Source organism: Streptomyces rapamycinicus NRRL 5491 (assembly GCF_024298965.1).
GTDB classification, from domain to species: Bacteria; Actinomycetota; Actinomycetes; order Streptomycetales; family Streptomycetaceae; genus Streptomyces; species Streptomyces rapamycinicus.
The window spans coordinates 5,003,314-5,026,916 of the sequence record NZ_CP085193.1; the positions used below are offsets into that span (position 1 = coordinate 5,003,314).

Below are 23,603 nucleotides of genomic sequence, written 5' to 3' on the forward strand. Positions count from 1 at the left end.
CCGACCTCGACCATCTCTACGTTGTCCCCGCACGGCGGTGTCCATCGCCCTGCTTTACGGCTGCTGGTTGGCACGGGCTCCCCCGGCGTCATCGGTGATCAGGTGCTGACCGACCGTAAGGGCGCCGGGGACGGAGGAGGGGCAGAGGTTCTGCCCCTCGAACGCCGGTTCAGGCAGCCAATACGCCGATCTTCACTGCCAGTTCGGCAGCGCGACGGCGATGCACCGGAGACTTCGACTCGGTCTCCTCCAAGATGATCCGGCGCGCGTAGCCGTTGTAGCGGATCGTCTCCGGCGCGGCCTCGTACGCCTTGTCCAGCGTCGCCAGCGCGGTCTCCGGCTGCCCGTCCAGGTGGTAGCCGCGCGCCTCCTCGATCCGGTGCCGGGCTCGCCTCGGCCGTGACGGGATCGTCCTGGCGTCCGACTTCGCGGCCTGCCGTACGGACTCCCCGCCCGCGTGCGACTCGACGGCGATCGTGACCGCGTGCGCGCCCATGATGCCTCGGGAGAACGACGTCATGGGGTGGTAGTAGTTGGCAGGCAACCGCTCGGCCATCTCGCGGGCGGTGTCCCAGTAGCCCCAGGCGGCGCCGGTGTCACCGCGGCGGGCCGCGGTGTATCCGGCCTCGAACCGCAGGGCGCCGGCGATCGCGCGTACGTTGTCCGGCGCGTCCGGCAGTAGTGGGGTGAGGTAGCGCAGCGTCTCCATGGTGACCGCGTCGGCCGCGTCGTAGTGGGCGGGACCGCTGTCGCGGTGGGCCTGGGCGGCGAGCCATGCCGCCATGCCGATGGCGTGCGGGTCCTCGCTCTCCTGGGCCGCGACCGTGCCGCGTTCGGCAACGCGCCAGAGGAGCGCGGGGTCGGGCTGGTAGGCGATGAAGAACTGGCTGAGGCTGTAGACCTCGGCGAGGACCGCTTGAGCTGCCCGCCGTTCGGGGGCGCGGTCGGCCTGGCGTACGGCGAGTTGCGCATCCCGGATGAGGGCCGGCAGCAGGCCGCCGATCACTTCGCGGTGGTTGGGTGCGGAGTGTCGGGCGGACCAGGCACTTCGGAGACGTGCGCTCAGGTGCGCGGGCGACGGCGCTTCGCGGTCGGCGGTGAAGGGGAACGCTTCGATCGCGGCTCGTACCGCGGGCAGCTTGGCGTGACCGGGGCCGATGAAGAGGTCGACGGGCATGGTCTGGTCGCCGGTGAGCTCGGAGAGGTCGCGGACGCGCAGCACCTCGGCGACGCGCAGGATCATGGGGAGTGCGGGGGTGTGGAGAGTGCCGTTCTCGACCCGCTTCACCCAACTCGGGGACTTGCCGAGGAGACCGGCGAGGACGGTACGGCTCATACCCCGGCGGGTACGGAGGACTTGCATCCGCTGGCCGAACACCAGCGGATGGTCAAGCGGGTCCGGGGTAGCGTCAGATGACATGGCCTTGCCCCTCTCTGTCCAGCTCGTCACTGCCAGGGTATGGGCAGGGCCGTTGCCTAGTTGTATTGACCACAAGCGTTGTTGACGCGGCTGATAGGTGGTTGACCATCGAGTGCGGTGTGGCACCGGTGGTAGTTATAGGTGTGCAGGAAGTCCGCCAGGGCTTCGGCGCGTTCGGCGCTGCCGGAGTACGGGCGTACGTATGCCCACTCGTCGAGCAGGGTGCGATTCAGTCGCTCTGCCTTGCCGTTCGTCTGCGGGCGATAGGGGCGCGTGCGTTTGTGGGCGATCCCGGCGGCGCTGAGGGGCCGGGAGAACAGCTGGGACCTGTAGCACGAGCCGTTGTCGGTGAGGACGCGCTCGACGGTGATGCCGTGCGCGGTGAAAAAGGCATTCGCGCGCTGCCAGAACGCGGAGGCGGTCTCTTTGCGTTCGTCGGCCAGGACCTCGCTGTAGGCCAGTCGGGAGTGGTCGTCGATGGCTGTGTGGACGAAGCTGTAGCCGATTACGGGGCTGCCGCCCTTGCGGACGTCGGTTGTGGCCTGCCGGTTGCTGCTGGCCTGCTGACGGGGCATGATCCGGTGTCCGCCGCCGTCGCGATGGACCGTTGAGACGGGCATTTCCAGGATCGGGCCGATGTGTGCGGGGCCGAGCTTGCGCTCGCGCCGCAGCTCGCAGATGCGATTCTCGACTTCGGTGGGGGTGCGGTGTGGTGTCGACAGAGGACGGCTGGAGCGGTCGTACAGCCCCGCGTCGCCTTCGGCTCGCCAGCGGCGGACCCACTTGTGGGCGGTGGTGCGGGAGATGCCCATTTCGTCGGCGACGTGGGCCACGGGCCTGCCCGCACGGACTCGGTCGATGAGGAGGCGTCTGCCGTGGACGGTCAACCGCGCGTTGGGGTGAGACACGGGCACCTCGTCAGTCGATGACCGTCCCGCTCTGGGCGGGAGGTGTCTCGTGGGGGAGGCAGAACTGTCCGCCTGCCTGTTCGGCGAGGCTGGCACCGAACAGAGCGCCGGGTGTGTAGGCGCCCGACTGGCCCTCGCCGCAGGCGAGTTTGGCGGCCACGGCGGCTGCCACCGAGGCGGTGTAGTCCATACCGTCGTCGGCGCGCAGCCAGCCCTCTCGGCGGATGCCGTCAGGCCAGGTGACGACCGCGTGCCCCCAGGAGTGCTGACGCGGGCGCGGGGTGTCCTTCATCTTGGCCTTGGCCATCTGATCAAGGGCGAAGCGTCGTAGCGGTTCGATGGACAGCAGCTTTCCAGCCAGTGGGGCCACGGCCCGCAGCACGGGCGAAGTGGGGGCCATCCCGGTGGTCACCGTGACGGACGGCGCATTGCTGGCCCGGTGGGCAGCGAGGAGCTCGGCGGTGGGAGCACTCGCGGACTTCGCCTGTTGCCCGTCGGGGAGGGTGAGGTTTTGGAGATCGGCGCCGAGGCGTGCGGTGACCATGCGTCCGCCGGTGTAGCGGCGCCCGCCGGTGGTCAGCATGTCGATCATCGAGGCGGCGAAGGCGACGCCGACGACTCCGGCGTTGAGGGACACGGAGGCCAGGGCGTCGACGTGTACGGCGGCGGGGGTCGGGCGGTCCTCGCACAGCTTGATCACGACGGCCTCGGTGGCCAGCACACCGAAGCCGGAGCCGGTCACCAGCGTGCTGCCGGCCCGTTCGGCTTCCTGATGCAGGTCGAGCAGACGGGGGGCGGCTGTCAGGTCTGCGGCCAGGTCGAGGTAGTGGCCGCCAGGCATGCAGGCGCGGGCGAGGGTCGGGGCTGTCTCGGCGTAGTTGCCGATTCCGTTGAAGACCACAGCAGGTCGCTGCCGGGTGATCTCGGCAGCGATGCCGTCGACGCCGTCGGCGATGACGGCATGCGTGCCGAGGTCTGCAGCGGTCTTGCGCAGCCGGTCGCCGCCGCTTTCGCGTCCGACCAGAACAGGCTTGAGTCCTTGTGCGGCGAGGTGCGCGGTGACGGCCGCTCCGATGCGTCCGCTGGCGCCGAGGATCCAGATTTCTCCGGAGCGTGCGCTCTGTGTGGTGTCAGTCATGGGGTTGCTCCTGTCGTTCTGGAATGCAGGGGTCGTCCGACCCCACAATGATGTCTCACTGTGTCATCACTCAGCCTAGCACTGATGACACACTGGGACATCACTTGTTATCGTCCGACTATGGCCAGATGGGATCCCGGAACCGCGGAGCGCCTCACGCAAGCGGCGCTTGAGCTCTACACGGAGCACGGATACGACAACGTGACCGTGACGCAGATCGCCGAGCGGGCCGGGATCACCCGCCGCTCGTACTTCCGCTACTTCCCCGACAAGCGCGAAGTTCTGTTCGCCGGCTCGGAACGGCTGCCCGCCGCAATCCGCGAGGCAGTCCTCGACGCCCCCCGGACCGGCTCCCCGCTATCGGCAACCCTTCAGGCCCTCGCCCGGGTCGGCACCACCCTCATCGAACACATCGACCGCACCGCCGAACGCCGCGCCGTGATCGCCTCCAGTCCGGAGCTCCAGGAACGGGAGCGCACCAAGCTCGCCGCGGTCACCAGCGCGATCCAGGACGCACTCCTGCAGCGAGACATCGACGACGACAGTGCGAAACTGGTGGCGCAGATCGCCACCATCGCATCCCAGAACGCCTTCGACCGCTGGACTGACGCGCACGGTCAGAAGGACTTCGCAACCTGCCTCGACGCAGTTGCCGCGTCGCTCCGGGAAACGCTCACCGCAGACATCGACACCAGTCGCTCCGAGTGAGAACTCCACTACCTTCTATCTCCCATCAGACCCACACGCCGGCCGTCAACAACGCTTGTGGTCAATACGCCTAGTGAGGTGGTTCGCTCCCAGGCGGTCGCTGCCGCGCGTGACTGAGCTGCCGAGAACCTGGTCTGCCCGGAGGGGCCCATGCACATCAGCGAGTTGGTCGGCACGGACGAGTGGGACACGGTCGAGGGGCGGCCGTACGTCGTCTACAAGTACGCCGCCACGCTGGACGGCCGGATCGCCGCGGCGGACAGCACCAGCCAGTGGATCACCAGCGCGGAATCCCGTACGGAAGTCCACGCGCTGCGCGCGGCCTACCAGGCGACCGTCGTCGGTTCCGGCACCCAGCGGGCCGACAACCCCCACCTCGCCGTGCGCTCGGTGAAGGACGACCCCAACCTGAAGGTCGCCGTGCCGATCGATGAGCAGCCATGGCGCGTGATCGTCGACACCAACGCCCGGACTCCGGCTGATGCCCGGGTGCTCGACGATGCCGCACCCACCATGATTGCCGTCGCCGATGGCGCCGACGCATCCCACCTGGACGGCGTGGCCACCGTCGTACGGCTGCCCCGTGCGAAGGTCGGCCTGGACGTGCAGGCACTCCTCCGTGAACTGCACCAGCGCGGCGTGCGCGCGATGTTCCTCGAGGGCGGCCCCACTCTCGCCGCGTCGTTCGTGTCGGCCGGCCTGGTGGACCGCATCGTCGCCTACATCGCCCCCGCGCTCCTCGGCCGCGGGAAGAGCGGACTCGAAGGCGGCACCATTGAGACGATCGGCGACATCCTCCGGTGCGAGCTGGTGGACGTGGCGCGCTCCGGCCCGGACGTCAGGCTGATCGCACGTCCGCAGCGCTGAGTACGGCCTGGTTGCCCGCGAGACCTACCCACAGACACCGCACCAAACATCGCCGCGCCGCCGCAAGGTCGGCTCGCCTACGAGCGGAAGCCAACATGAATGTTGGCAACATCGACGTTAGTAACATGCCAGTTTGCACCAGACCCTGTGGGGCGGCCGCTGCGTGAGGTGAATGCGTAGCCGGTGGCCCGCCAGTCCGGCTACGTGCCCCGCGTCGCGAATACCGCCGCGCCCAGGAGTGCCTGGTCCTCGCCGTCGGCGTGTACCGAGAGGGTGAGGCGGGCGAGGCGTGGGGCGTGGTGGGTGAGGCCGGTGGTGAGGGGTGGGCCTATCAGGTGCCAGGCGGCGGTGATGGAGCCGCCGAAGGCGACCGTGTCGGCCTCGAAGGCGGTCAGCCACGGGGCGGGGGCGGTGCCGAGGGCGCTCAGGGCCGAGGTGATGACGTCGCGGGCGGTGGCGTCGTCGTCGGCGGCGAGGGCCGTCAGTTCGCGCAGCCCGTCGACGGGACGGCCGGTGCGGGCCGTGTAGTGGGTGGTCATCGCCCGGGTGGAGACGGTGTCCTCCAGCGGACGGCCGTCGATGGTGAGCAGGTCGACGCGGCCCTCGGGCGGTACGCGCGGGTCGTTCTCGACGATCGTCCCGTGGTCCAGGAACGCGGAGCCGACCCCCGTGCCGAGGGTGACCGCGACGAGGCGGCGGCTCTCGGCGTGGGCCGTGTGCCGGGCGCCGAGCGCGAAGGCGGAGGCGTCGTTGAGGAACCGCAGTCGGGTCGGGCGCGGGTTCAGGCGGGGTGCCAGGCGGTCGCCGACGGCGAGGCCGTCCAGCGACGCGAACTTGCCGACGCCGTGGTAGCGGGCGATTCCGCGCGCGTAGTCGAACGGGCCCGGGACCGCGATGCCCCAGGTGTCGCCCCAGGTGCCGCGGATCCCGCGCGCGTCGGGGGCCGTCGCCAAGGCTGCGGGGGGTGCGGAGAGCGCGCCGTTGGCGGCCTCGGCCAGCGTCGTGAGGAAGTCCTCGGGGCCGATGCCTGGCGTCAGCGGCAGGCGGCGCCTGGTGCCGTCGGCGATCCGGCCCCGGTCGAGGTCGACGGCCGCCGCGGTGACATGGGAACCGCCCACTTCGAGGACGGGCACGAGAGAGGGCTCGTCAGCGCGTCGGTGCGGCACGGCATGGCCTCCGGAAGCCGTCATCGGCGCCTACCGCGGTGCCGGATGGTCGACGAGTGTGGTCGCGATGGTCACCCGGCGCGGCGGCTGCGGGGCGGTGCTCGCCTGGCGCTCGAACAGCAGCGTCGCGGCGGCCCGGCCGAGTTCGACCGGGTCGTAGGAGACGACGGTGAGCGGCAGGTGCAGCATGTCGGCGAGTTCGATGTCGTCGAAACCCGCGAGGGCGACCGGCTCCTGGTCCTGCGTGCGGTCCCGCAGGGCACGCAGCGCGCCGACCGTGTTCCGGTTGTTGGCGGTCAGCAGCGCGGTCGGCGGGTCCGGCAGGGCGAGCATTTCGCGCGCCGCCTCCTCCGCGAGCGCGCTGTCGCCCCGGTGCCGGCTGATGTACCGCTCGTCGAGCGCGATGCCCGCCTCCTCCAGCGCCACCGCGTAGCCCCGGAAGCGCTCGGAGCCCGTCCAGAGCGACGGCGGCAGGCCGAGGAAGCCGATGCGCCGGTGGCCGCGGGCGACGAGGCGGCGGCATGCCTCCCGGGTGCCGCCGAAGTCGTCGACGAGGACGCAGTCCACGTCGATGCCCATCGGCGGGCTGGCCGCGAGCACCACCGGGAGGTCGCGCAGCCGTGTCCCGCCGAGGTGGCTGTGGTCATGCCCGGCCGGGGCGACGACCAGGCCGTCCACACCGCGGTCCACCAGGTCGGCCACCACCTCCCGTTCGGTGGCCGGGTCCTCCCCGGTGCTGCCGAGCATGACCCGGGCACCGTAGCCCACACAGATCTGCTCGAGGCCCACGGCGAGTTGGGAGTAGAACGGGTTCGCCAGGTTGGTCACGACCAGCCCGATGAGCTCGTTGGGGCCGCCCGAACGCAGCTCTCGGGCCCGCTTGTTGGGGCGGTAGCCGAGGGCCGCCACCTCGGCGAGCACCCGCTGGCGGGTGGCCTCGCCGATGCCGCGCTGACCGCGCAGCGCACGGGAGACCGTCATCGGGCTGACGCCGAGCCGCGCGGCCACGTCCCGCATGGTGAGGGCCGGTCCGGACTCCGAATGCGCGCTCATACCACCTGTGCCTTCACCAGACGGACCGGCTCCGGCCCCTGACTGTGCACGTGGTAGGCGGTGACGGACGCCGGGACTGCGAGAGTTTCGGCATAGTGTACGGAGTGCCGGTGCCCGGCGGCGGTGGTGATGACCGCGCCCTGCCCGTCCACGACGGTCAGCACGTGGAAGCGGCCGTCGGTCCGCTGCTCGGCGGCCCGGTCCGGTTCGACGGCGATCCGGTGCACCTGGAAGAACATCGCCGGCAGCGCGCCCAGCACCTCCTCCCGCCAGCCGTCACCCGCGCGCAGCGGCCGGGGCCGCTGGATCAGCTCGCGGGCGACCGCTCCACCCGACCGCTCCGGGTCGAGGTTGCGGAAGGCGTGCTCCACGTGCACGGCACGCTGCCGGTCCGCCGCGTCCCGCCGCAGCCAGTCGTAGAACCGCAGTGAGTACAGATAGGGGGTGGCGCTGACTTCGAGTACGACATTGCCCTCGCCGCTGCCGTGCGGCGTACCGGCCGGGACCAGGTAGAGCTGGCCGGCCTCGGCGGGGAACACCTGCACATACCGCTCGATGTCGAACGGTGTGCCGTGCGCGTCGGCGGCGTGCGCGCTGTGGTGGAACGCCTCGACGTCGGCGTCCTCGCGCAGTCCGAGGAAGACCTTGCCGTGCTCCCCGGTGTGCATCAGGTAGTAGGTCTCGTGCTGGGTGTACGGCCAGCCGAAGACGTCGCGCATGTCGTCGGGCCTGGGATGGCAGTGGACGGACAGATTGCCGCCGCGGACGGTGTCGAGGTAGTCGAAGCGGACCGGGAACGACGTGCCGAACATCTCGTGCACGGCCGGGCCGAGCACGTCCACCGGGGAGAGCGCGACGACGAGCTGGAACGGCACCTCCACACATCTGGAGGCGTCGTCGCCGAGCAGGACGCCGCTCTCCGGCGCGATCAACTCGTAGCCGAGGGCCGTGTTCTCCGCGTCCGGGTTGTGACCGAGCGTCTCCTGTGCCCAGTGCCCGCCCCACGGCGTCGAGTTGAAGGTCGGCCGGGTGCGGAAGGGGCGGGTGGCGAGCGACCGGCAGGTCTCGCGCAGCGCCTGCCCACCGATCGACGTCGGGGTTACGGTATCGGTAACGTCGATCCATCGCGCGATCCGCTCCGCCATGTGGTCGCGGTGGCGGTCGAGCAGCGGCCAGTCGATGTAGAGCAGCCGCCGCAGGGTGGGCGGCTCGCCCTCGGGCGCCGCGAGGTTACGGCCCCGGCCGTGCTTGACCGCCGCCTCCGCGTACCGCTTCGGCAGATCGGCCCACCACAGGATGTCGGACTCCGCGAGCGCGGCGCCGGGCCCGAGCAGGACGCGCAGCGCGCCGCCCTCGGCCGGGCCGGACTCGCTTGCGCCGCCCCCGGCCGGGCCGTCCTCGCTCGGGTCGGACCCGCCCGCGCCAGCCCCGCCCGCACCGACCTCGCCCGCACCGGATTCGTCCAGGTCGGCCAGCGCCGCCAGGGCCGCCAGGGCCGCCGGGTCCATCAGGTCGGAGAGGTCGCCGCCCGCCAGCCGCGCGAAGTCGGGGTCGTCCCGTAGCTCGTCGGAGTCGGTGAGCCGCCGCACGGTCTCCCAGTCGCGCACCGCCGTACGGACGTCCGCGAACTCCACCCGGGCGCCCCGGGCACCGAACGCCGCGCCGAGCCCGGCGGCGACGGCGGCCCAGTCCAGTACCGCGGGGCCGTCCACGGCGAGGACCCGGGTCCCCTTCGGGAGCGTCCCGGCCGCGTCGGCCCAGCCGACGGCGACCGCGTCGGCGAGGACCGGATAGCACGGCGTCGGGTCGTACTGCGGCGCCTTCACCTTGACCTGCGGACTCTCGCCCATGTCACCAATCCCATGAGATCCCGTGAGATACGTTAACGCGACTTCTTTTCAAACTACCTGCACACCTGTACGTTACCGATAACTTACCAGGTCGCTGATTCGGTGACGAGGGGGCCAGATGGGCTCGATCGACATGCCAATCGACATGCCACAGGGGATGAGCCGGCGCCGGCTGCTGGCCGCCTCCTCCGCGGGCGTCGCAGGCCTCGCCCTCAGCGCGTGCGCACGGGGTTCGATGAGCCGGCCCGCGCCCGCCGACGTGGTCTCGGTGTTCAACGACAACCCCACCTGGTCGCCGGGTTTCCGGGCGGCGGGCAGAAAGTTGCGGCCGCTGTCCGGTTTCCGGCTCGCGCCGCGGGCGGTTCCCAACGTCAGCAACTATCAGCAGATCGTGCGGATGTCGGCGCGGACCGACTCCACGGCGGATCTCATCAAGTGGTGGAACGGCTACCGGCTGCGCGACATCGCCCGCGCCGGGATCCTCGCCGATGTCACCGAGGCCTGGGACGAGGCGGCCCGGCGCGGCTGGAGCGACGACACCGCGTTGCGCGAGACCTTCAGCCATGAGGGAAGGCAGTTCGGCGTCCCGCTCTACAAGTCGTACTACGTGGTCTTCCACAGCCGGACCGTCTTCGAGCGACTCGGTGTGGAGGTGCCGACGACGTGGCAGCAGTTCCTCGACATCGTGGACGCCGCCCACGCCAAGGGCATCACGCCGATCTCCTCCGGCGGCGCGACCACCTGGGAGTCCTCGATCTGGTTCCAGCAGCTCCTCAACGGGCTCGACCACCGCTTCTACCTCGATCTCACGGCGGGCAGGGCCTCGTACACCGACGACGTGTGCCGGCGTGCGATGGCCCTGTGGAGCGATCTGTACCGGCGGGGCGCGTTCTCCTCGCCCGACGCCTCGGCCACGGAAGTGCCGGGCCAGTTCGCGCAGGGCCGCACCGCCATGTGCCTCTACGGCACCTGGAACACCGGGGCGTTCCTCGACGCCGGGGTCAAGGACGCCGACCTCGGCGCGTTCCTGCTGCCTCCGCCGCCCGGCGGCAACCGCTCGGTGCTGGTGGAGAGCGGTGTGCTGGCGGTGTCGGCACAGGCCCACAAGCGCGACGCCGCCCTCGCCGTGGCCCGCGCCTGGCTCGACCCGGCGGTCCAGACGGCGTGGACGGGATTCCTGCGGGACACCTCCGCCGACCCGGGCGTCGTGCCGAACGTGGGCACCGTGCGCCAGATCGCCGCCCAGGTGCGGCGCGAACGGCCGAAGCAGGCCATCCGCTACTGGGAGGCGTCGCCCCCCGTACTGATCGAGGGGAACGTCCAGGACCTGAGCGCCTTCATGATCGAACCCACCCCCGCGAAGGCGACGCGGACCCTGACGAACATGCAGCACCGAGCCGACAAGGAGTGGAAGGTGTGGACGTCCTGACCACTGCCGACCAGGCAGCCAGCCGAACGGGGCCACACCGGCCCGAACCCCTCGTGCCCGATCCGCGCTCCGCCCGCTTCCGCGCCACCGCCTGGGTGGGCGCGTTCCTGGCGCCCGCCGTGGCGCTGATCCTGCTGCTTCTGGTCGTGCCCTTCCTGGTCACCGCGTGGCGCAGCCTCTTCGACGACAACGGCATCACCGCGCGCTTCGTCGGCCTGTCCAACTACACCGCGCTGTTCACCGACCCCGACTTCGGCCGGTCGCTGCTGAACACCGTGCTCTGGGTGGTGGGCACGCTGGTCCTTCCCGTGCTGCTCGGCCTGCTGCTCGCGGTGCTGACCCACTCGATGCGCTGGGGGGCGGTGGCCCGTACCGCCGTGGTCATCCCGTACGCGCTCTCCGGCTCGGCGACGGCGCTGCTGTGGACGTACCTGCTGCGGAGCGACGGGGCGGTCAACCAGACGCTGGGCGCGGTGGGGCTCGGCGGCTGGCAGCAGGAGTGGCTGCTGCACTGGCCGTTGAACACCCTCGTCATGATCGTGGCGACGACATGGCAGGCGACCGGGGCCTCGCTGATCCTCTTCCTGATCGGGCTGCAGACCATTCCCACGGACACCATCGAGGCCGCCCGGATCGACGGCGCGCGGGGCCTCCAGCTGTTCCTGCGCGTGATCGTGCCGCAGCTGCGGCCGATGACGGTCGTGGTGGTGGGCATGTCCATCGTCAACAGCCTCAAGACCTTCGACATCGTGTGGCTGCTCACCCAGGGTGGCCCCGGAACGGCCTCCGAGACGCTCGCGCTGACGATGTACCGGCAGACCTTCACCCTCAACCGGTACGGCTACGGCGCGGCCGTCTCCGTCGTCCTTACGGTCGTCGTCATCGCCGCCTCCTGGCTCTACCTGCGGCAACAGGTGCGGCAGCGGTCGGGCGATGCCGTATGACGGGCAGAACGGCGCGCGGCGTCCTGGTCGCCCTGGTCTCCGTGCTGTGGCTGGTGCCGACCTGGCTGGTCGTCGTCAACGCCTTCACCCCGGCGAAGGAGTACACCGGATCCCCCCGGTGGTGGTTCGCCTCCCCCGGGCTGTTCGCGAACATCCGCACCGCGTTCGAGAGCGCCGACGTCGGGCGGGGACTGCTCAACACCACGGTCTACGCGGTGATCGGCGCGGCGGTGGCGGTGGTGATCGCGGCACTCGCCTCGTTCGCCGTCACCGTGATGCCGGTGCGGCGGCCCGGGCTCTGGTTCTGGTTCATCTTCATCGGCACCGTACTGCCCCTCCAGACGTTCCTGTCCCCGCTGTTCAGCGGGTACGCCACCACCGGCCTCTACGACACCCAGTACGGCATGCTGCTGATCTACGTGGCGCTGACGATCCCCTTCGCGTTCTTCGTCAACCGCAACTTCATGCTCACCGTGCCGAGGGAGATCTCCGAGGCGGCCCAGCTCGACGGCGTGAACTGGCTGTCGATGTTCCTGCGGATCCACCTGCCGCTGGCCAGGAACGCGCTGCTGGCCGCGTTCATCTTCCAGTTCACCTGGATCTGGAACGACCTGCTGTTCGGCATCACCCTGTCGCTCAGCCCGAACGTGCGGCCGGTGACGGCCACCCTCGCCGACCTCAACGGCAACTACGCCACGGTGGGGCCGCCCGTCGTGCTCGCCGGCGCGCTCGTCGCCTCGGTGCCGACCGTGGTCCTCTTCTTCGTGTTCCAGCGCTTCTTCGTCAACAGCCTGCGGCTCACGGCCTGAACCGTCTGACGGCCTGAAACGAACCACTGAACCACCCTGGGAGAGAAGACACACATGACGACGCGCGCCCTCGTACGCGACCGCCGCTGGTCCACCGACAAGGCCCGGACGAGCATGATCGGCCTCGCCGTCGCCGCCACCGCGCGGGCCGGCACCACGGAACTGCGGGCCCTGCCGGAACACCTCGTACGCCGCGACGGCGCCGGGGCCCGGCGCGGAGTGCGCATCCTCATCTCCGGCGAGGCGCCCGGCCCCGGCGCTCCGGGCCATGACCAGTGGACCTTCGACGTGGAGATCGCCGGCCGTGGCCGGGTGCCCGTCGAGGTGCTGCCCACGCCCGGCGGACCACGCCTCATGCTCCCCCTGGAGCGCGACCGCCGCGACGTGCGCGTCGAGGCCCGCAACGGCGACGCCTCGGCGGTGCTCGCCTTCGCGCTGGAACCACCGCGGGACTGGACGATCCACCTGGTCCACCACTCGCACCTGGACATCGGCTACACCGATCCGCAGGGCACCGTCCTCGGCGAACACGTCGCCTTCCTCGACTCCTGCCTGGATCTGACGCGTACCACCGACGGCTGGCCCGACGACGCCAGGTTCCGGTGGGCGGTGGAGTCGCTGTGGTCGTTCGAGCAGTGGGCCGCCGTCCGGCCGCCGGAGCGGGTCGCGGAGTTCATCGAGCGGGTACGCGCCGGCCAGATCGAACTGACGGCCATGCCGTACAACCTCCACAGCGACACCTGCTCCACCGACGAACTCCACGAACTGCTGCGGTTGGCCCGCCGGGTGCGGGATACCTACGGGATCGACTTCCGCTCCGCCATGCAGACCGACGTGCCCGGCTCCGTCGCCGGGCTGCCGGACGCCCTGTCCCCCCTGGGCGTGCGCTACCTGTCGGTGGCGCACAACTGGGCCGGGCGCTCGGTGCCCACCACCAACGGCGGGGCGCGGTTGCCGCGCCTGTTCCGGTGGCGCGCCCCGTCGGGCAAGGAGGTGCTGGTGTGGATGACCGACAGCCCCCACGGCCTGGCCTACATGGAGGGGCCCGTGCTGGGCTTCGACACCTCCTACGCCATGGTGGACGACCTGCTGCCCGCCTATCTGACGTCGCTCGCGACCAACCCCTACCCGTTCCCGCCCGAGCTCCTCGGCTCACCGGCCCCCGCGCCGGGCGAGCGCGAGCCCTACCCGTGGGACGTGCTGCACCTGAGGGTGCAGGGCCACTTCGGGGACAACGCGCCGCCGCGGCTGATCCTCGCCGAGACCGTACGCCGCTGGAACGAGACCTGGGACAGCCCCCGGCTGCGGCTGTCCACCAACACCGACTTCTTCACCGACGCCGAGGCCCGCCTCGGCGACGCCATCCCCGCCTTCGAGGGCGACTGGGGCGACTGGTGGGTCGAGGGCGTCGGCTCGGGCGCCCGGCCCCAGGCGATGGTGCGCCGCGCCCAGTCCACCGTCACCGACGCCGCCACCCTGTACGGCATCGCCGCGCTGGCCTCCGCCACGGGGCCCGGCACCGACCTGGCCACCGCCGCCCGCGGCGGCGCCGACCAGGTGTACCGGTCGGTGTCCCTGTTCAACGAGCACACCTGGGGCGCCGCCGACCCATGGACCCATGGTGACGCGGGCGGCGAGTCGGGCGAGCAGCAGTGGCACTGGAAGTACGGGTACGCGCTGCACGGGGACAACGACGCCGACACCTTCCTCGACCATGCCTCGGCCGCGCTCGGCGCCGTACTGCCCGTCGCGGCGGCCGCCGACGTGACGTACTGGGCCGTCAACACCACGGCGGCCGCGCGCACCTCCGTCGTGACGGTGTTCCTGCGCGAGAGCCGGGTCCCGCTCACGAGGGCGGTGTCGGTGACCGACGGCCGCACCGGCGCGGAACTGCCGCTGGTCCAGGAGGCGCAGACCAACCCGGTCCACCGGGACGCCGGGCGGTGGCTGCACGTCCAGGTGCCCGACGTGCCGCCGTTCGGCCTCGTACGGCTGGACGTGACGGTGACCGGCGAGGACGGCGGCAAGGTGGTGGCCTCCCCCGCTCCGCTCCGCCTCGACGGGGACGCGGACGGCGAGGAGCGCGAGGACCGCAAAGCCCGCGCCGTGCCCCTGCCCACCGCCGACGACCTGGTCCTGGAGAACGACCACCTGCGCGTCCGCGTCGACCTGACCACGGCCTGTGTGGCGAGCCTCGTCGAGAAGGCCACCGGCCGCGAACTCGTCGACCAGGACGCCGTCGTCGGCTTCAACGGCTACGTCTACGACACGTACACCACCGCGGGCGGCTACAACCACCAGGCCAACAAGACCACCGTGAGCGAGGAACTGGAACTCCTCGGCTCCCGGACCCTGGCCCGCCCCGCCGTGCTCCTCGAACGCGTCGACGACGCGCTCGGCGGGCGCCTCACCTACGAGTACGCGGCGGACGGCGTCCGCCGGGCCCGCACCACGGTCAGCCTCGGCCGCGACGACGCCCACCTGGTGATCGACAACCGCTTCGACAAACCCGCCACCATGACGAAGGAGAGCGCGTACCTCGCCTTCCCGTTCGCGCTGACGCGGCCCACGGTCCACTACGAGATCACCGGCGCCCTGACCGGCAGCGGCCTCGCCCATGTGCCCGGCGCGCCCCAGCACATGCGCGCCGTCAGGTCGTTCGTCTCCCTCACCGATGACGGCGGCCCCGTCGCCTGGATCACCAGGGACGCACCGCTGGTCGAACCGGAGACCATCGCCCTGCCCTACGCCCCATTCCCCGACTCGACGTCGCCGCGCCGGCCCGGCACGGTCTACTCCTGGGTGCACAACAACCTGTGGGACACCAACTTCCCGTCCCAGCAGGCGTTCCACACCACCTTCCGGTACGCGGTGGGCGTCCGCCGACCCGGCGAGACCATCGACGCCGACGCCCTGGCACTGCGCACCGCCTACGAGGTCGACCACCCGCTGATCGGCGTCCCGGCACACGGCGCCCCCGACACCGACCGGCCGGCCGAACTCGCGCTGCTCTCCGTGGACGACACCCGCGTCGCGGTCCGCGACGCGGCCCCGGTCCCGGTCTCGGTCCCGGGCGACGACGGCGTCGACCTGCTGGTGAGGCTCCAGTCCTTCGCCCCGGAGCCACGCACGGTCCGACTCCACTGCGGCTTCCCCGCCGCGGGCGCGGAACGCGCCACCTACCTGGGCGACCCCGACGGCCCCGCCGCCCTCGACGGCGACGACATCCTCGTGGAGATCCCGCGTCTGGGCACCACGGCGGTACGGGTGCGCCTGGCGCCGCGGGGATAGCGGGGAAGCGGGCCCGGGTCCGTCACCTGTCAGTTCTGGTGGGTGACGGACCTTTGACATCCAGGTCCGGCCGCAACGAGGTGTTGCCGCTCAGGTAGCGCCCCGGGGAGGTGCCGACGGTCCGCCGGAACGCCGCGAGGAACGCGCTCGGTGTCGCATAACCCACGGTGTGCGCGACCCGGGAGACGGGCCGGCCTTCCGCGAGGAGGGAGAGGGCCGCGCGCAGTCGCGCATGGGTGCGCCAGCGGTCGAAGGTCATGCCGGTGTCGCGGATGAACAGCCGGGTGAGGGTGCGTCGGCTCACGCCCACGGCCCGAGCGTGCGCCTCCAGGCCGCGCGGGTCCGCGGGGTCGGCGAGCAGCGCCTCGGTGACGGCGCGTACGCGATCGTCGGTCGGGGTCGGCACGTTGATGGGCGTGCTCGGCAACGGGCGCAGCAGATCCAGTACGACCGCCTCGGCCCGCAGCCGGGCGTCGTCGGGGAGGTCGTTCCGGCCGAGGTAGGCGATCAGGTGGGCCAGCAGCCCGTCGACGCCGACCGGCGTGGGGTCGGACCAGTCCAGAGCGCACCGGTCGGGTTCGAAGTAGAGGCCGCACAGCACCGCGTCGCGGGTCGCGCCGGTCCGGTGAACGATCCCCCCGGGCAGCCACAGCGCCCGGGTGGGTGGCAGAACCCAGTAGGCGTCGTCGACGGCGACGCCGAGTACACCGCGCCGAGTCCAGGCCAACTGGTGTTGCGGGTGGGAATGCCGGCCGAACCACTGCCCGGACGCCAGCGGAAAGTGTCCGACGACGATGGCGCCGACCCCGGGCGGGACGGGCCCCACGATGGCCTCGGTCATGCCGCCCAGCGTATGTCCCCAAGGCGATATGGCCTGGCCTTGTAGCGCATCGCGGCCAGAACGGCCGGTGCATAGCGTCGCCGTATGACGATCCCTCATCCGCGCCGTGGGCGCCGCCACGTTATGAACGGCTCGCCGGTTTCGGCGGCGGCCTCCGACACCGGCCGCCGTGGACCGGCCCTGGTGGTGCTGTGCCTGGTGCAGTTCATGCTCGTCCTGGACGACAACGTGGTGAGCGTGGCGCTCCCCAGCATCCGCGACGACCTCGGCTTCACCGCCGCCGGCCTGGCCTGGGTCGTCAACGCCTACTTCCTCGCCTTCGGCGGGCTGTTGTTGCTCTTCGGCCGCATGGCCGACCTGTGGGGCCGCAGACGCGTCTTCCTGACCGGGGTGGCGCTGTTCGGCGCGGCGAGCCTGCTCTGTGGGCTGGCGCGGGAACCGTGGCAGCTTGTGGGCGGGCGGTTCGTCCAGGGCGCGGGAGCGGCCATGGCCAGTCCGGCCTCGCTGGCCCTGATCACCCTCCTGTTCCCCGGTGACAAGGAGCGTGCCAGGGCATTCGGCGTCTGGGGCGCCGTCGCGGCCTTGGGCGGCACCTCTGGCCTGGTGATATCCGGTGCGCTGACCGGCCTCGCATCCTGGCGCTGGATCTTCCTGATCAACCTGCCGGTGGCCCTCGTGGCGCTTGCCCTGCTCCCGCGCCTGGTCCCCGAGAGCCGGACCAGCCGCCCGGTACGCCTCGACATACCCGGTGCGGTACTGGGCACCGGCGCCCTGGTGTCCCTGGTCTACGGGCTGCTCCAGACCGAATCGGGCTGGGGACGCGCCGCTGCCGGACCCCTGGTACTCGCCGTCGTCCTGGCCTTCGCGTTCATCACGGTCGAGGCCCGCACCGCGGAGCCGCTGGTACCGCTGTCGTTCCTGTCCTTCCGCGTCCGTGCCGTCGCCAACGGGGCGACCCTGCTGTTCTCCGCCGCCTTCTACGCGATGGCCTTCCTGCTGATGGTGCACCTGCAAACCGTGCTGGGCTACCGCCCCCTCGCGGCCGGCGTCGCCTACCTGCCCTACGGCGCCGGGATCCTCGCGGGTATGTGGCTCTCCTCCCGGGCGGTGGCCGGGCTCGGCATGCGCTGGACGCTCATCATGTCGTTCCTGATCAGCGCGGCCGGACTGGTGCTGCTGTCCGGAGTGGCACCGAGCGACGGCTACGCCTCCGGAGTGCTGCCCGGCATGCTCGTCACGAGCCTCGGATGCGGACTGAGTCTGCCCGCCCTGACCGTCGCCGCGCTCACGGGCACGACCGAGGAGAACGCCGGCCTCGGCTCGGCCTTCCTGAGCTCGGTCCAACAGGTCGGTGGCGCGGTGGGCGTGGCGGTCCTGGTCGCGCTGGCCACCCGCCGCGGCAAGGCCCTGGCCGCGGCGGACGGCCCACGGCGTGCCGCGGCGGAAGGCTTCTCCCACGCGCTCTCCATCGCCGCCGCCCTCCTCGCGCTCGGCGCCGTCCTCATAGCCGCCCTGCTCGGGAAGGACCGCCATCCAGGTCACGCACTCGCCGGTAAGCTGACGGTCGATGCCGGAAACCCGCCAGCCCTCCCCACCGCCCCCGACGACGCCGCGGAAGACGTCACCTCATAGCGGAGGAGGCTGGCTTCCCCACGGGTACCGCCTCGACACCCACTCCCACCCCCAGGGTCAGCTGGTGTACGCGGCCGCCGGTGCCCTGGCCACCACGACCGAGCGCGGGACCTGGGTCGCCCCGGCCAACCGGGTGACGTGGACGCCGCCCGGTTTCGACCACTCCCATCGCTTCTACGGCAGGACCGACGCCCGGCTGGTCGTCATCCCGGCCGAGCTGTGCGACGCGCTCGTGGCACATCCCAGCGTGTTCGCGGTGAGCCCCCTGCTGCGTGAGGCGCTGCTGGCGCTGACCGATCGGCGGGAGGTCAGGCCCGGCGCCCATGAACGGCTGCGCGCGGTGGTGATCGACGAGCTCACCGCGGCCCCCGAGCAGTCCCTGCACCTGCCCGAACCCCGTGACGACCGGCTGCGTGCCGTCACCGACCTCCTGCACGCCGACCCCGGCCGGACCACGACCCTGACCGGGCTGGGGCGGGCCGTGGGTGCGAGTGACCGCACGCTGAGCCGTCTGTTCCACACCGAGCTGGGCATGAGCTTCCACCGGTGGCGCACCATCCTGCGCATCCACCACGCCTTGGTCCATCTCACCAACGGCCGGTCCGTCACCGACACCGCGACGGAGTGCGGGTGGTCCAACCCGTCGGGCTTCATCGAGGCGTTCACCGAGGTCGTCGGGCAGACTCCGGGCCGCTATCGGGCGGGTCTGCGCGACGACGCGCGGTAGTTGGCGGCTTTTCGGTATTCGGTGTCCATTCATCAGTGGGCGGCGACGGCGGCCGGGTCCACAGTGGTGATCGGCACACCGCATCACCTTCAAGGAGGCTTGGAAATACATGTCCGAAACAGTCGAGGACACCGCCGTGGTCATCGTGGGGGCCGGGGTCGCCGGACTGACGCTCGGCAATTTCCTGTTGCGCAACGGCATCGGCTGCGTCGTTCTCGAAAAGCGCAGCCGGGAATATGTCGAGCGGCGACAGCGGGCCGGGACCATCGACAGCCGCGGAGTGCGCATGTTCCGCGCGTGGGGGCTCGAAGAGGTCGTGGAGAGTTTCGGCGCTCCGGAGGAATCGATAAGCTTCCGGATGGACGGAGAAGAGTTCACGCAGGATCTCTTCGACGACGAGGACGGCGATTTCGACGATATGGTGTTCTGCCCTCAGCAGGTCCTCGTCCGGAACCTCACGGACGCTTTCCTGCGGGACGGCGGAGACCTCCGTTACGAGTCCGCCGGCATCTCCCTCGAAGACATCGACAGCGCACGTCCGCGCGTCCGCTACCGGGACGCCTCGGGCGCGACACGGGTCGTCAACTGCGACTATCTCGCCGGCTGCGACGGCTACCACGGGGTCAGCAGGGAATCCGTCCCCGCCGGCGCCCTTACTCGTTACTCCTACGACTACGGGTACGCCTGGCTGAGCGTCCTGGCCGATGTGACGCCGGACCCCTCGGCCATGGCGATCCATTCCCGCGGGCTGGCGGGAATCATCCCCCGTGGCACGACGGCCAGTCGTCTCTATCTCCAGTGCGCGCCGGACGACACCCTCGAGCAGTGGCCGGACGAGCGCGTCTGGAGCGAACTGGAAGCTCGTTTCGGTGTCCCCGTGGCGACCGGCCCGGTCCTCCACAAACAAATCCTGCCGCTCCGGAGTGTGGTCTACAGCCCCATGAGCCACGGCAGGCTTTATCTGCTCGGAGACGCGGCGCACATTGTCCCCCCGATGAGCGCGAAGGGAATCAACCTCGCGCTCCACGACGCCGAAGTGTTCGCCCGTGCCGTCATCGCCCGGCTCCAGAAGGACGATCCGGCCCTGCTCACCGGCTACTCGGAGACCTGTCTGCGCCATGTCTGGAACTACCAGGCATACGCGGCATGGATCACCGAGATCATGCACAACGCCGGTGACGCGTCCTACGAAGGAGAGTTCCGCAAGCAGATCGCCCGGGCGGAACTGGAACGCCAATTCAGCTCGCCCACGGCGAACCGCCTCTTCGGCGAACTCGCCGCCGGGGTGAATTAGGGCACCCCGCCGTCGGGGTAGCGGGCCGCGGACGGGTCTGGAGCGGACGTTCCGGGTTCTGTTTGAATGCTTCCTGTACCGAGCCGGTCCAGGAGGGACGGACATATGGTGTCCACGGAGAGCATTCTCGCGTTCGCGGCGATGTCGCTACTGGTGATCGTGATTCCGGGGCCGAGTGTGCTGTTCGTGGTCGGCCGGGCCCTCGCCTACGGCCGTCGCACGGCCCTGGAGACGGTCCTCGGCAACGTCGTCGGCTGCTATCTGCTCGTGATCGCCGTGGCGTGGGGTCTCGGCGCGCTGGTGCAGAGCTCGGCGGCGGTGTTCACGGGCGTGAAGCTGGCAGGGGCGGCGTATCTCGTCCATCTGGGCGTGCAGGCGTTCCGGCGCCGCGGGGAGATGCGCGTGACGGACATGGAGGCCCCGGCCCGTGCGCAGCGGGGCGATCTGCGCACGGTCCTGGACGGCATTTTCGTCGGCGTCACGAACCCGAAGGGCATCGTCTTCTTCGCGGCCGTGCTACCGCAGTTCGTCAACCACTCGGCGGGCCACCTTCCGCTGCAGATGATGGTGCTGGGTCTGGTCCCGGTCACCATCGGGCTGATCACGGACACCCTGTGGGGCCTGGGCGCCTCGGCGGCCCGTTCCTGGTTCGCCCGCTCCGACCGGCGGCTGTCGATGGTCGGCGGGGCGGGTGGCCTCGCGATGATCGGCCTGGGCGTGACCGTGGCGGCGACCGGTCGCGCCGACTGACCCGGTGCCGACCGTCCGGGTCGGCGTCAGCGGCGGATCACGCGCCCGGGCGGGGGGCCCGTAGGTGCCGGCGCTGGACCAGTTCCTCGTCGTCGACCAGGGTGACCATGGGCTGGCCCGGTGCGCAGAACATGGTGACGATGAAGCGGCTCCAGGCGTCCGTCCGGTTGTTTCCGTCCTGGTAGTGGATGACCTCGCCGCCCGGCTCCCAGAACGTCTCCCCCGCCCTGATCACTCGCTCCGGCTCGCCTTCCAGCTCGAAGAGCATCTCGCCCTCCAGCACGTAGCCGAAGGCGGGGCCCGAGTGGCGGTGCGGGGGCAGGCCGGGGTTGCCGGGTGGGTAGTCCACGCGGATCGTCATTCCCTCCGCTCCCTCCGGCACGAACGGCGGCTTCGCCGACTGCAGCACGGTGATCGCCGAGCTCAGCTCCGCCAAACGCGCTTGGCTCTCGGCGCTGCCTGCCATCTGCTCCTTGCTCGACATGGCGCGACCTCCAGGGGTGGGCCGGGTGGTACGGGAGAGCCCGTCGGCATGGTCGACGGGTCCCCATTCGCCGGGCGCCGACGGCTCATGGGTCCAGATTGCGACGGTGCGGGGCGGGGCGCACGCGGGCCGGGGGACATGGGGGCCGCACGGTCAGTGACGGCCTCACGTCCGGCTTCTCCGCCTTTGGCCTCAAGTTCTCAGCTCCGAAGGAGAGTTGGACCGCGGCTGGGTTGATCACGACCCTGTCTCGTTTTCCTTTGGTTGTGCAACCGTTCAGCTTTCGGACAGCTCTCCTTACATGACCCTTCCGTTCCGGCCGCCGGGGGAGACAGGTGGCGGTCGTGGCTCAAGGGCGACCGACGCGTTACTCATGGAGGATTTGTGCGCAACAGAACCCGAGGTGTGGTGGGCGTGGCGGTGGGTGCCGTCGTGACCGCCGCTGTGGCCGCCGGGGCCGGCGCCGTGGTGTCGAACGGCGACGGGACCGACCAGAAGCAGCCCTCCCCCACGGCTGCCGCGGCGGGCAAGACCACACCGGGCGATATCGACGGCGACGGCTATGCCGACCTCGGTGTGGGCGCGCCCGACGGGACCGTTTCGGCGAAGTCCAAGGCGGGCTACGTGGGCGTGACCTACGGCGCCAAGGCCGGGGTCGACACCGGGCGGCACGGCACGTTGTCGCAGGCCAGCCCGGGGATCCCCGGTACGCCCGAGGCCTCGGACCACTTCGGCTCGGCCGTGCTGCGCGGCGATGTGGACGGGGACGGGTACGGCGATCTGATCGTCGCCGCCAACTACGAGGCCATCGGCAGCGCCAAGCGGGCCGGTTCGGTCACGGTCGTCTTCGGCTCGAAGGACGGCCTCTCCAGCGACGCCATCGCCTTCCACGCGCCCAAGGCCACCGCCTACGCGCTGTTCGGCGACCGGATGGCCGTGGGCGACTACAACCACGACGGCCGCGACGACATCGCCATCTCCGACGGCACCGAGGTCCAGGTCGTGAACGGCGCGGCGAACCTGCGCGAGACGGCCACTCCGAAGATGTCCAGCGTCACCCCGCCCGGCGGCGGCGCGGGCACGGAACACCTGTCCTCCGGCGACATCAACGGGGACGGCTTCGCCGACCTGGTCACCGTCGCCTACCAGGACGACCCCGCCGACGAGGGCACGCTCGGCGTGCTGCCCGGTTCGTCCGGGGGGCTGAAGAGCACATCGCTGGGCGAGGACGTACCGCTGCCGTTCGCCTCGTACCGGGCCGTGGTGGGTGACATCAACGGCGACGGCAAGGACGACGTCGTCACGGACACCGGGTTCACGGACGGCCCGGACGACGCGCGTCTGCGGACGTACCCGGGCACGGCCGGGGGGCTCGACACCGCCAATCCGGTGAACTGGACGGGCAAGGCGCAGAACGGCATCGCCTCCCGCCTCACCGACATCAACGGCGACGGCCACGACGACCTCGTCGTCAGCGACACCGACGCCGAGGCCCCCGGGGGCTACAACGACGCCGGTGCCATCACGGTGCTCAAGGGCACCAAGGACTGGCTGACCGACGCGGGTGCGCAGACCTTCTCCCTCGACACCGAGGGCGTCCCCGGCGAAATGACGGGCGGCGACTGGTTCGGCGACGCCATCTCGCCGGCCGACTACAACGGCGACGGCAAGCCCGACCTGGCCGTCGGGGTCCCGAACCGGACCGAGGGCGCGGGCGCGGTGGCCCTGCTGTACGCGGGCGCCGACGGCCTCACCGCCGAGGGCTCCGCCCTCATCGGGCCGAGCGACCTCGGCTCCCCGGCGGACGACGCCGCGTTCGGCAAGGAGCTGTCCGGCCCCGCCACGAAGTAGCACCACCTGGTTGTTCACTGGTCCAGGAGGGTTCCCCTCCTGGACCAGTCCTCGTATCAGCACCCCTCCGCTTGTGCGCACCGCCTCAGCCGGTGACCTTGGCGATGATGCGGCCCATATCCTCCCGACCGAAGGCCCGCAGAGTCGTGGTGCGGACATTGCCCAACGCGCCGAGCTGCAGCGACGCCGCGGTCGCGGTTTCGTCGTCCGGGGCCTCTACGATGCACACGAGGTCGTACGGCCCGTCCGTCCAGTAGATGTCCACGAGCCCCGCCCCGAGCTTTTTCAGCGCCGCGGCGAAGTCCTCGGTGCGCTTGGTGGTGTCCTTGTAGGCGCGGACTCCCTGCTCGGTCCAGTTCAGCAGCGTGATGTACGTCGCCACGGCCCTCACCTCCACGAGAAGACTCACCGTGCGATCAATTCTGGAAGTAACACCGCGAA

Annotated in this window: 20 protein-coding genes; 11 read left to right on the top strand and 9 right to left on the bottom strand. The window is 70.9% G+C overall.

The window, feature by feature from the left end; genetic code table 11:
* Positions 1-169: 169 nt before the first annotated feature.
* From LIV37_RS20690 to LIV37_RS20700, 3 genes are read right to left on the bottom strand one after another with little or no spacing between them, the layout of a single operon-like run.
* Positions 170-1,420, bottom strand: a complete 1,251-nt coding sequence (locus LIV37_RS20690; RefSeq protein WP_121824692.1) for a helix-turn-helix domain-containing protein — start codon at positions 1,418-1,420, stop codon at positions 170-172.
* 56 nt (positions 1,421-1,476) lie between these two features.
* Entirely contained in the window at positions 1,477-2,328 is an 852-nt protein-coding gene (locus LIV37_RS20695) for an IS481 family transposase (protein ID WP_121824691.1), read from the bottom strand.
* A gap of 10 nt (positions 2,329-2,338) precedes the next feature.
* Positions 2,339-3,466: a saccharopine dehydrogenase NADP-binding domain-containing protein gene (locus tag LIV37_RS20700; RefSeq protein ID WP_020869069.1), complete on the bottom strand. Its 1,128-nt coding sequence runs from the start codon at positions 3,464-3,466 to the stop codon at positions 2,339-2,341.
* A 120-nt stretch (positions 3,467-3,586) separates the two neighbouring features.
* Between LIV37_RS20700 and LIV37_RS20705 the strand changes: the two genes are divergently transcribed.
* Positions 3,587-4,174 carry a TetR/AcrR family transcriptional regulator gene (locus LIV37_RS20705; protein ID WP_020869070.1) on the top strand — a complete coding sequence of 196 codons (588 nt, stop codon included), beginning with the start codon at positions 3,587-3,589 and terminating at the stop codon, positions 4,172-4,174.
* Positions 4,175-4,324: 150 nt separating this feature from the next.
* Entirely contained in the window at positions 4,325-5,041 is a 717-nt protein-coding gene (gene ribD, locus LIV37_RS20710; RefSeq protein WP_020869071.1) for a bifunctional diaminohydroxyphosphoribosylaminopyrimidine deaminase/5-amino-6-(5-phosphoribosylamino)uracil reductase RibD, read from the top strand.
* A 200-nt stretch (positions 5,042-5,241) separates the two neighbouring features.
* Here the strand turns inward: ribD and LIV37_RS20715 are convergent, their stop codons facing one another.
* From LIV37_RS20715 to LIV37_RS20725, 3 genes are read right to left on the bottom strand one after another with little or no spacing between them, the layout of a single operon-like run.
* Complete coding sequence (locus LIV37_RS20715) at positions 5,242-6,207, bottom strand: ROK family protein (RefSeq protein WP_243146190.1); 966 nt, start codon at positions 6,205-6,207, stop codon at positions 5,242-5,244.
* A 30-nt stretch (positions 6,208-6,237) separates the two neighbouring features.
* Entirely contained in the window at positions 6,238-7,260 is a 1,023-nt protein-coding gene (locus LIV37_RS20720; RefSeq protein ID WP_020869073.1) for a LacI family DNA-binding transcriptional regulator, read from the bottom strand.
* Entirely contained in the window at positions 7,257-9,110 is a 1,854-nt protein-coding gene (locus LIV37_RS20725) for a class I mannose-6-phosphate isomerase (RefSeq protein WP_020869074.1), read from the bottom strand. The genes LIV37_RS20720 and LIV37_RS20725 overlap by 4 nt, the downstream gene beginning before the upstream one ends.
* A 157-nt stretch (positions 9,111-9,267) precedes the next feature.
* On the opposite strand from LIV37_RS20725, the gene LIV37_RS20730 reads away from it, so the two are divergent.
* From LIV37_RS20730 to LIV37_RS20745, 4 genes are read left to right on the top strand one after another with little or no spacing between them, the layout of a single operon-like run.
* Positions 9,268-10,539 (top strand): ABC transporter substrate-binding protein, encoded by a 1,272-nt coding sequence (locus tag LIV37_RS20730; RefSeq protein ID WP_158634899.1) that lies wholly within the window; start codon positions 9,268-9,270, stop codon positions 10,537-10,539.
* Positions 10,527-11,483 carry a carbohydrate ABC transporter permease gene (locus LIV37_RS20735; protein WP_020869076.1) on the top strand — a complete coding sequence of 319 codons (957 nt, stop codon included), beginning with the start codon at positions 10,527-10,529 and terminating at the stop codon, positions 11,481-11,483. Before LIV37_RS20730 ends, LIV37_RS20735 begins: the two co-directional genes overlap by 13 nt.
* On the top strand, positions 11,480-12,292 hold the full coding sequence (locus LIV37_RS20740) for a carbohydrate ABC transporter permease (RefSeq protein WP_020869077.1): 813 nt from the start codon (positions 11,480-11,482) through the stop codon (positions 12,290-12,292). The genes LIV37_RS20735 and LIV37_RS20740 overlap by 4 nt, the downstream gene beginning before the upstream one ends.
* A 54-nt stretch (positions 12,293-12,346) precedes the next feature.
* On the top strand, positions 12,347-15,583 hold the full coding sequence (locus LIV37_RS20745) for a glycoside hydrolase family 38 N-terminal domain-containing protein (RefSeq protein ID WP_020869078.1): 3,237 nt from the start codon (positions 12,347-12,349) through the stop codon (positions 15,581-15,583).
* 22 nt (positions 15,584-15,605) lie between these two features.
* Here LIV37_RS20745 and LIV37_RS20750 read toward each other — a convergent pair whose 3' ends face one another.
* The gene (locus LIV37_RS20750; RefSeq protein ID WP_020869079.1) at positions 15,606-16,424 is read right to left on the bottom strand and encodes an AraC family transcriptional regulator; all 819 of its coding nucleotides are present in this window, start codon (positions 16,422-16,424) and stop codon (positions 15,606-15,608) included.
* 123 nt (positions 16,425-16,547) lie between these two features.
* Here LIV37_RS20750 and LIV37_RS20755 point away from each other — a divergent pair, with 123 nt between their 5' ends.
* The 4 genes from LIV37_RS20755 to LIV37_RS20770 all read left to right on the top strand — a co-directional run bounded on the left by LIV37_RS20755 (position 16,548) and on the right by LIV37_RS20770 (position 20,827).
* The gene (locus tag LIV37_RS20755) at positions 16,548-18,056 is read left to right on the top strand and encodes an MFS transporter (protein ID WP_020869080.1); all 1,509 of its coding nucleotides are present in this window, start codon (positions 16,548-16,550) and stop codon (positions 18,054-18,056) included.
* Positions 17,992-18,783 carry an AraC family transcriptional regulator gene (locus LIV37_RS20760; RefSeq protein WP_121824688.1) on the top strand — a complete coding sequence of 264 codons (792 nt, stop codon included), beginning with the start codon at positions 17,992-17,994 and terminating at the stop codon, positions 18,781-18,783. Before LIV37_RS20755 ends, LIV37_RS20760 begins: the two co-directional genes overlap by 65 nt.
* Before the next feature lie 109 nt (positions 18,784-18,892).
* Positions 18,893-20,077 carry a 4-hydroxybenzoate 3-monooxygenase gene (locus LIV37_RS20765; RefSeq protein WP_020869082.1) on the top strand — a complete coding sequence of 395 codons (1,185 nt, stop codon included), beginning with the start codon at positions 18,893-18,895 and terminating at the stop codon, positions 20,075-20,077.
* A gap of 105 nt (positions 20,078-20,182) precedes the next feature.
* A complete protein-coding gene (locus LIV37_RS20770; protein ID WP_020869083.1) occupies positions 20,183-20,827 on the top strand; it encodes a LysE family translocator in 645 nt (214 codons plus the stop codon).
* Positions 20,828-20,864: 37 nt separating this feature from the next.
* On the opposite strand, the gene LIV37_RS20775 is transcribed toward LIV37_RS20770, so the two are convergent.
* On the bottom strand, positions 20,865-21,293 hold the full coding sequence (locus LIV37_RS20775) for a cupin domain-containing protein (protein WP_243146310.1): 429 nt from the start codon (positions 21,291-21,293) through the stop codon (positions 20,865-20,867).
* A 402-nt stretch (positions 21,294-21,695) separates the two neighbouring features.
* On the opposite strand from LIV37_RS20775, the gene LIV37_RS20780 reads away from it, so the two are divergent.
* Positions 21,696-23,162: an FG-GAP and VCBS repeat-containing protein gene (locus LIV37_RS20780; protein ID WP_121824687.1), complete on the top strand. Its 1,467-nt coding sequence runs from the start codon at positions 21,696-21,698 to the stop codon at positions 23,160-23,162.
* Between the two features lie 85 nt (positions 23,163-23,247).
* Here the strand turns inward: LIV37_RS20780 and LIV37_RS20785 are convergent, their stop codons facing one another.
* Positions 23,248-23,544 (bottom strand): GYD domain-containing protein, encoded by a 297-nt coding sequence (locus LIV37_RS20785; RefSeq protein ID WP_121825355.1) that lies wholly within the window; start codon positions 23,542-23,544, stop codon positions 23,248-23,250.
* Positions 23,545-23,603 lie beyond the last annotated feature (59 nt).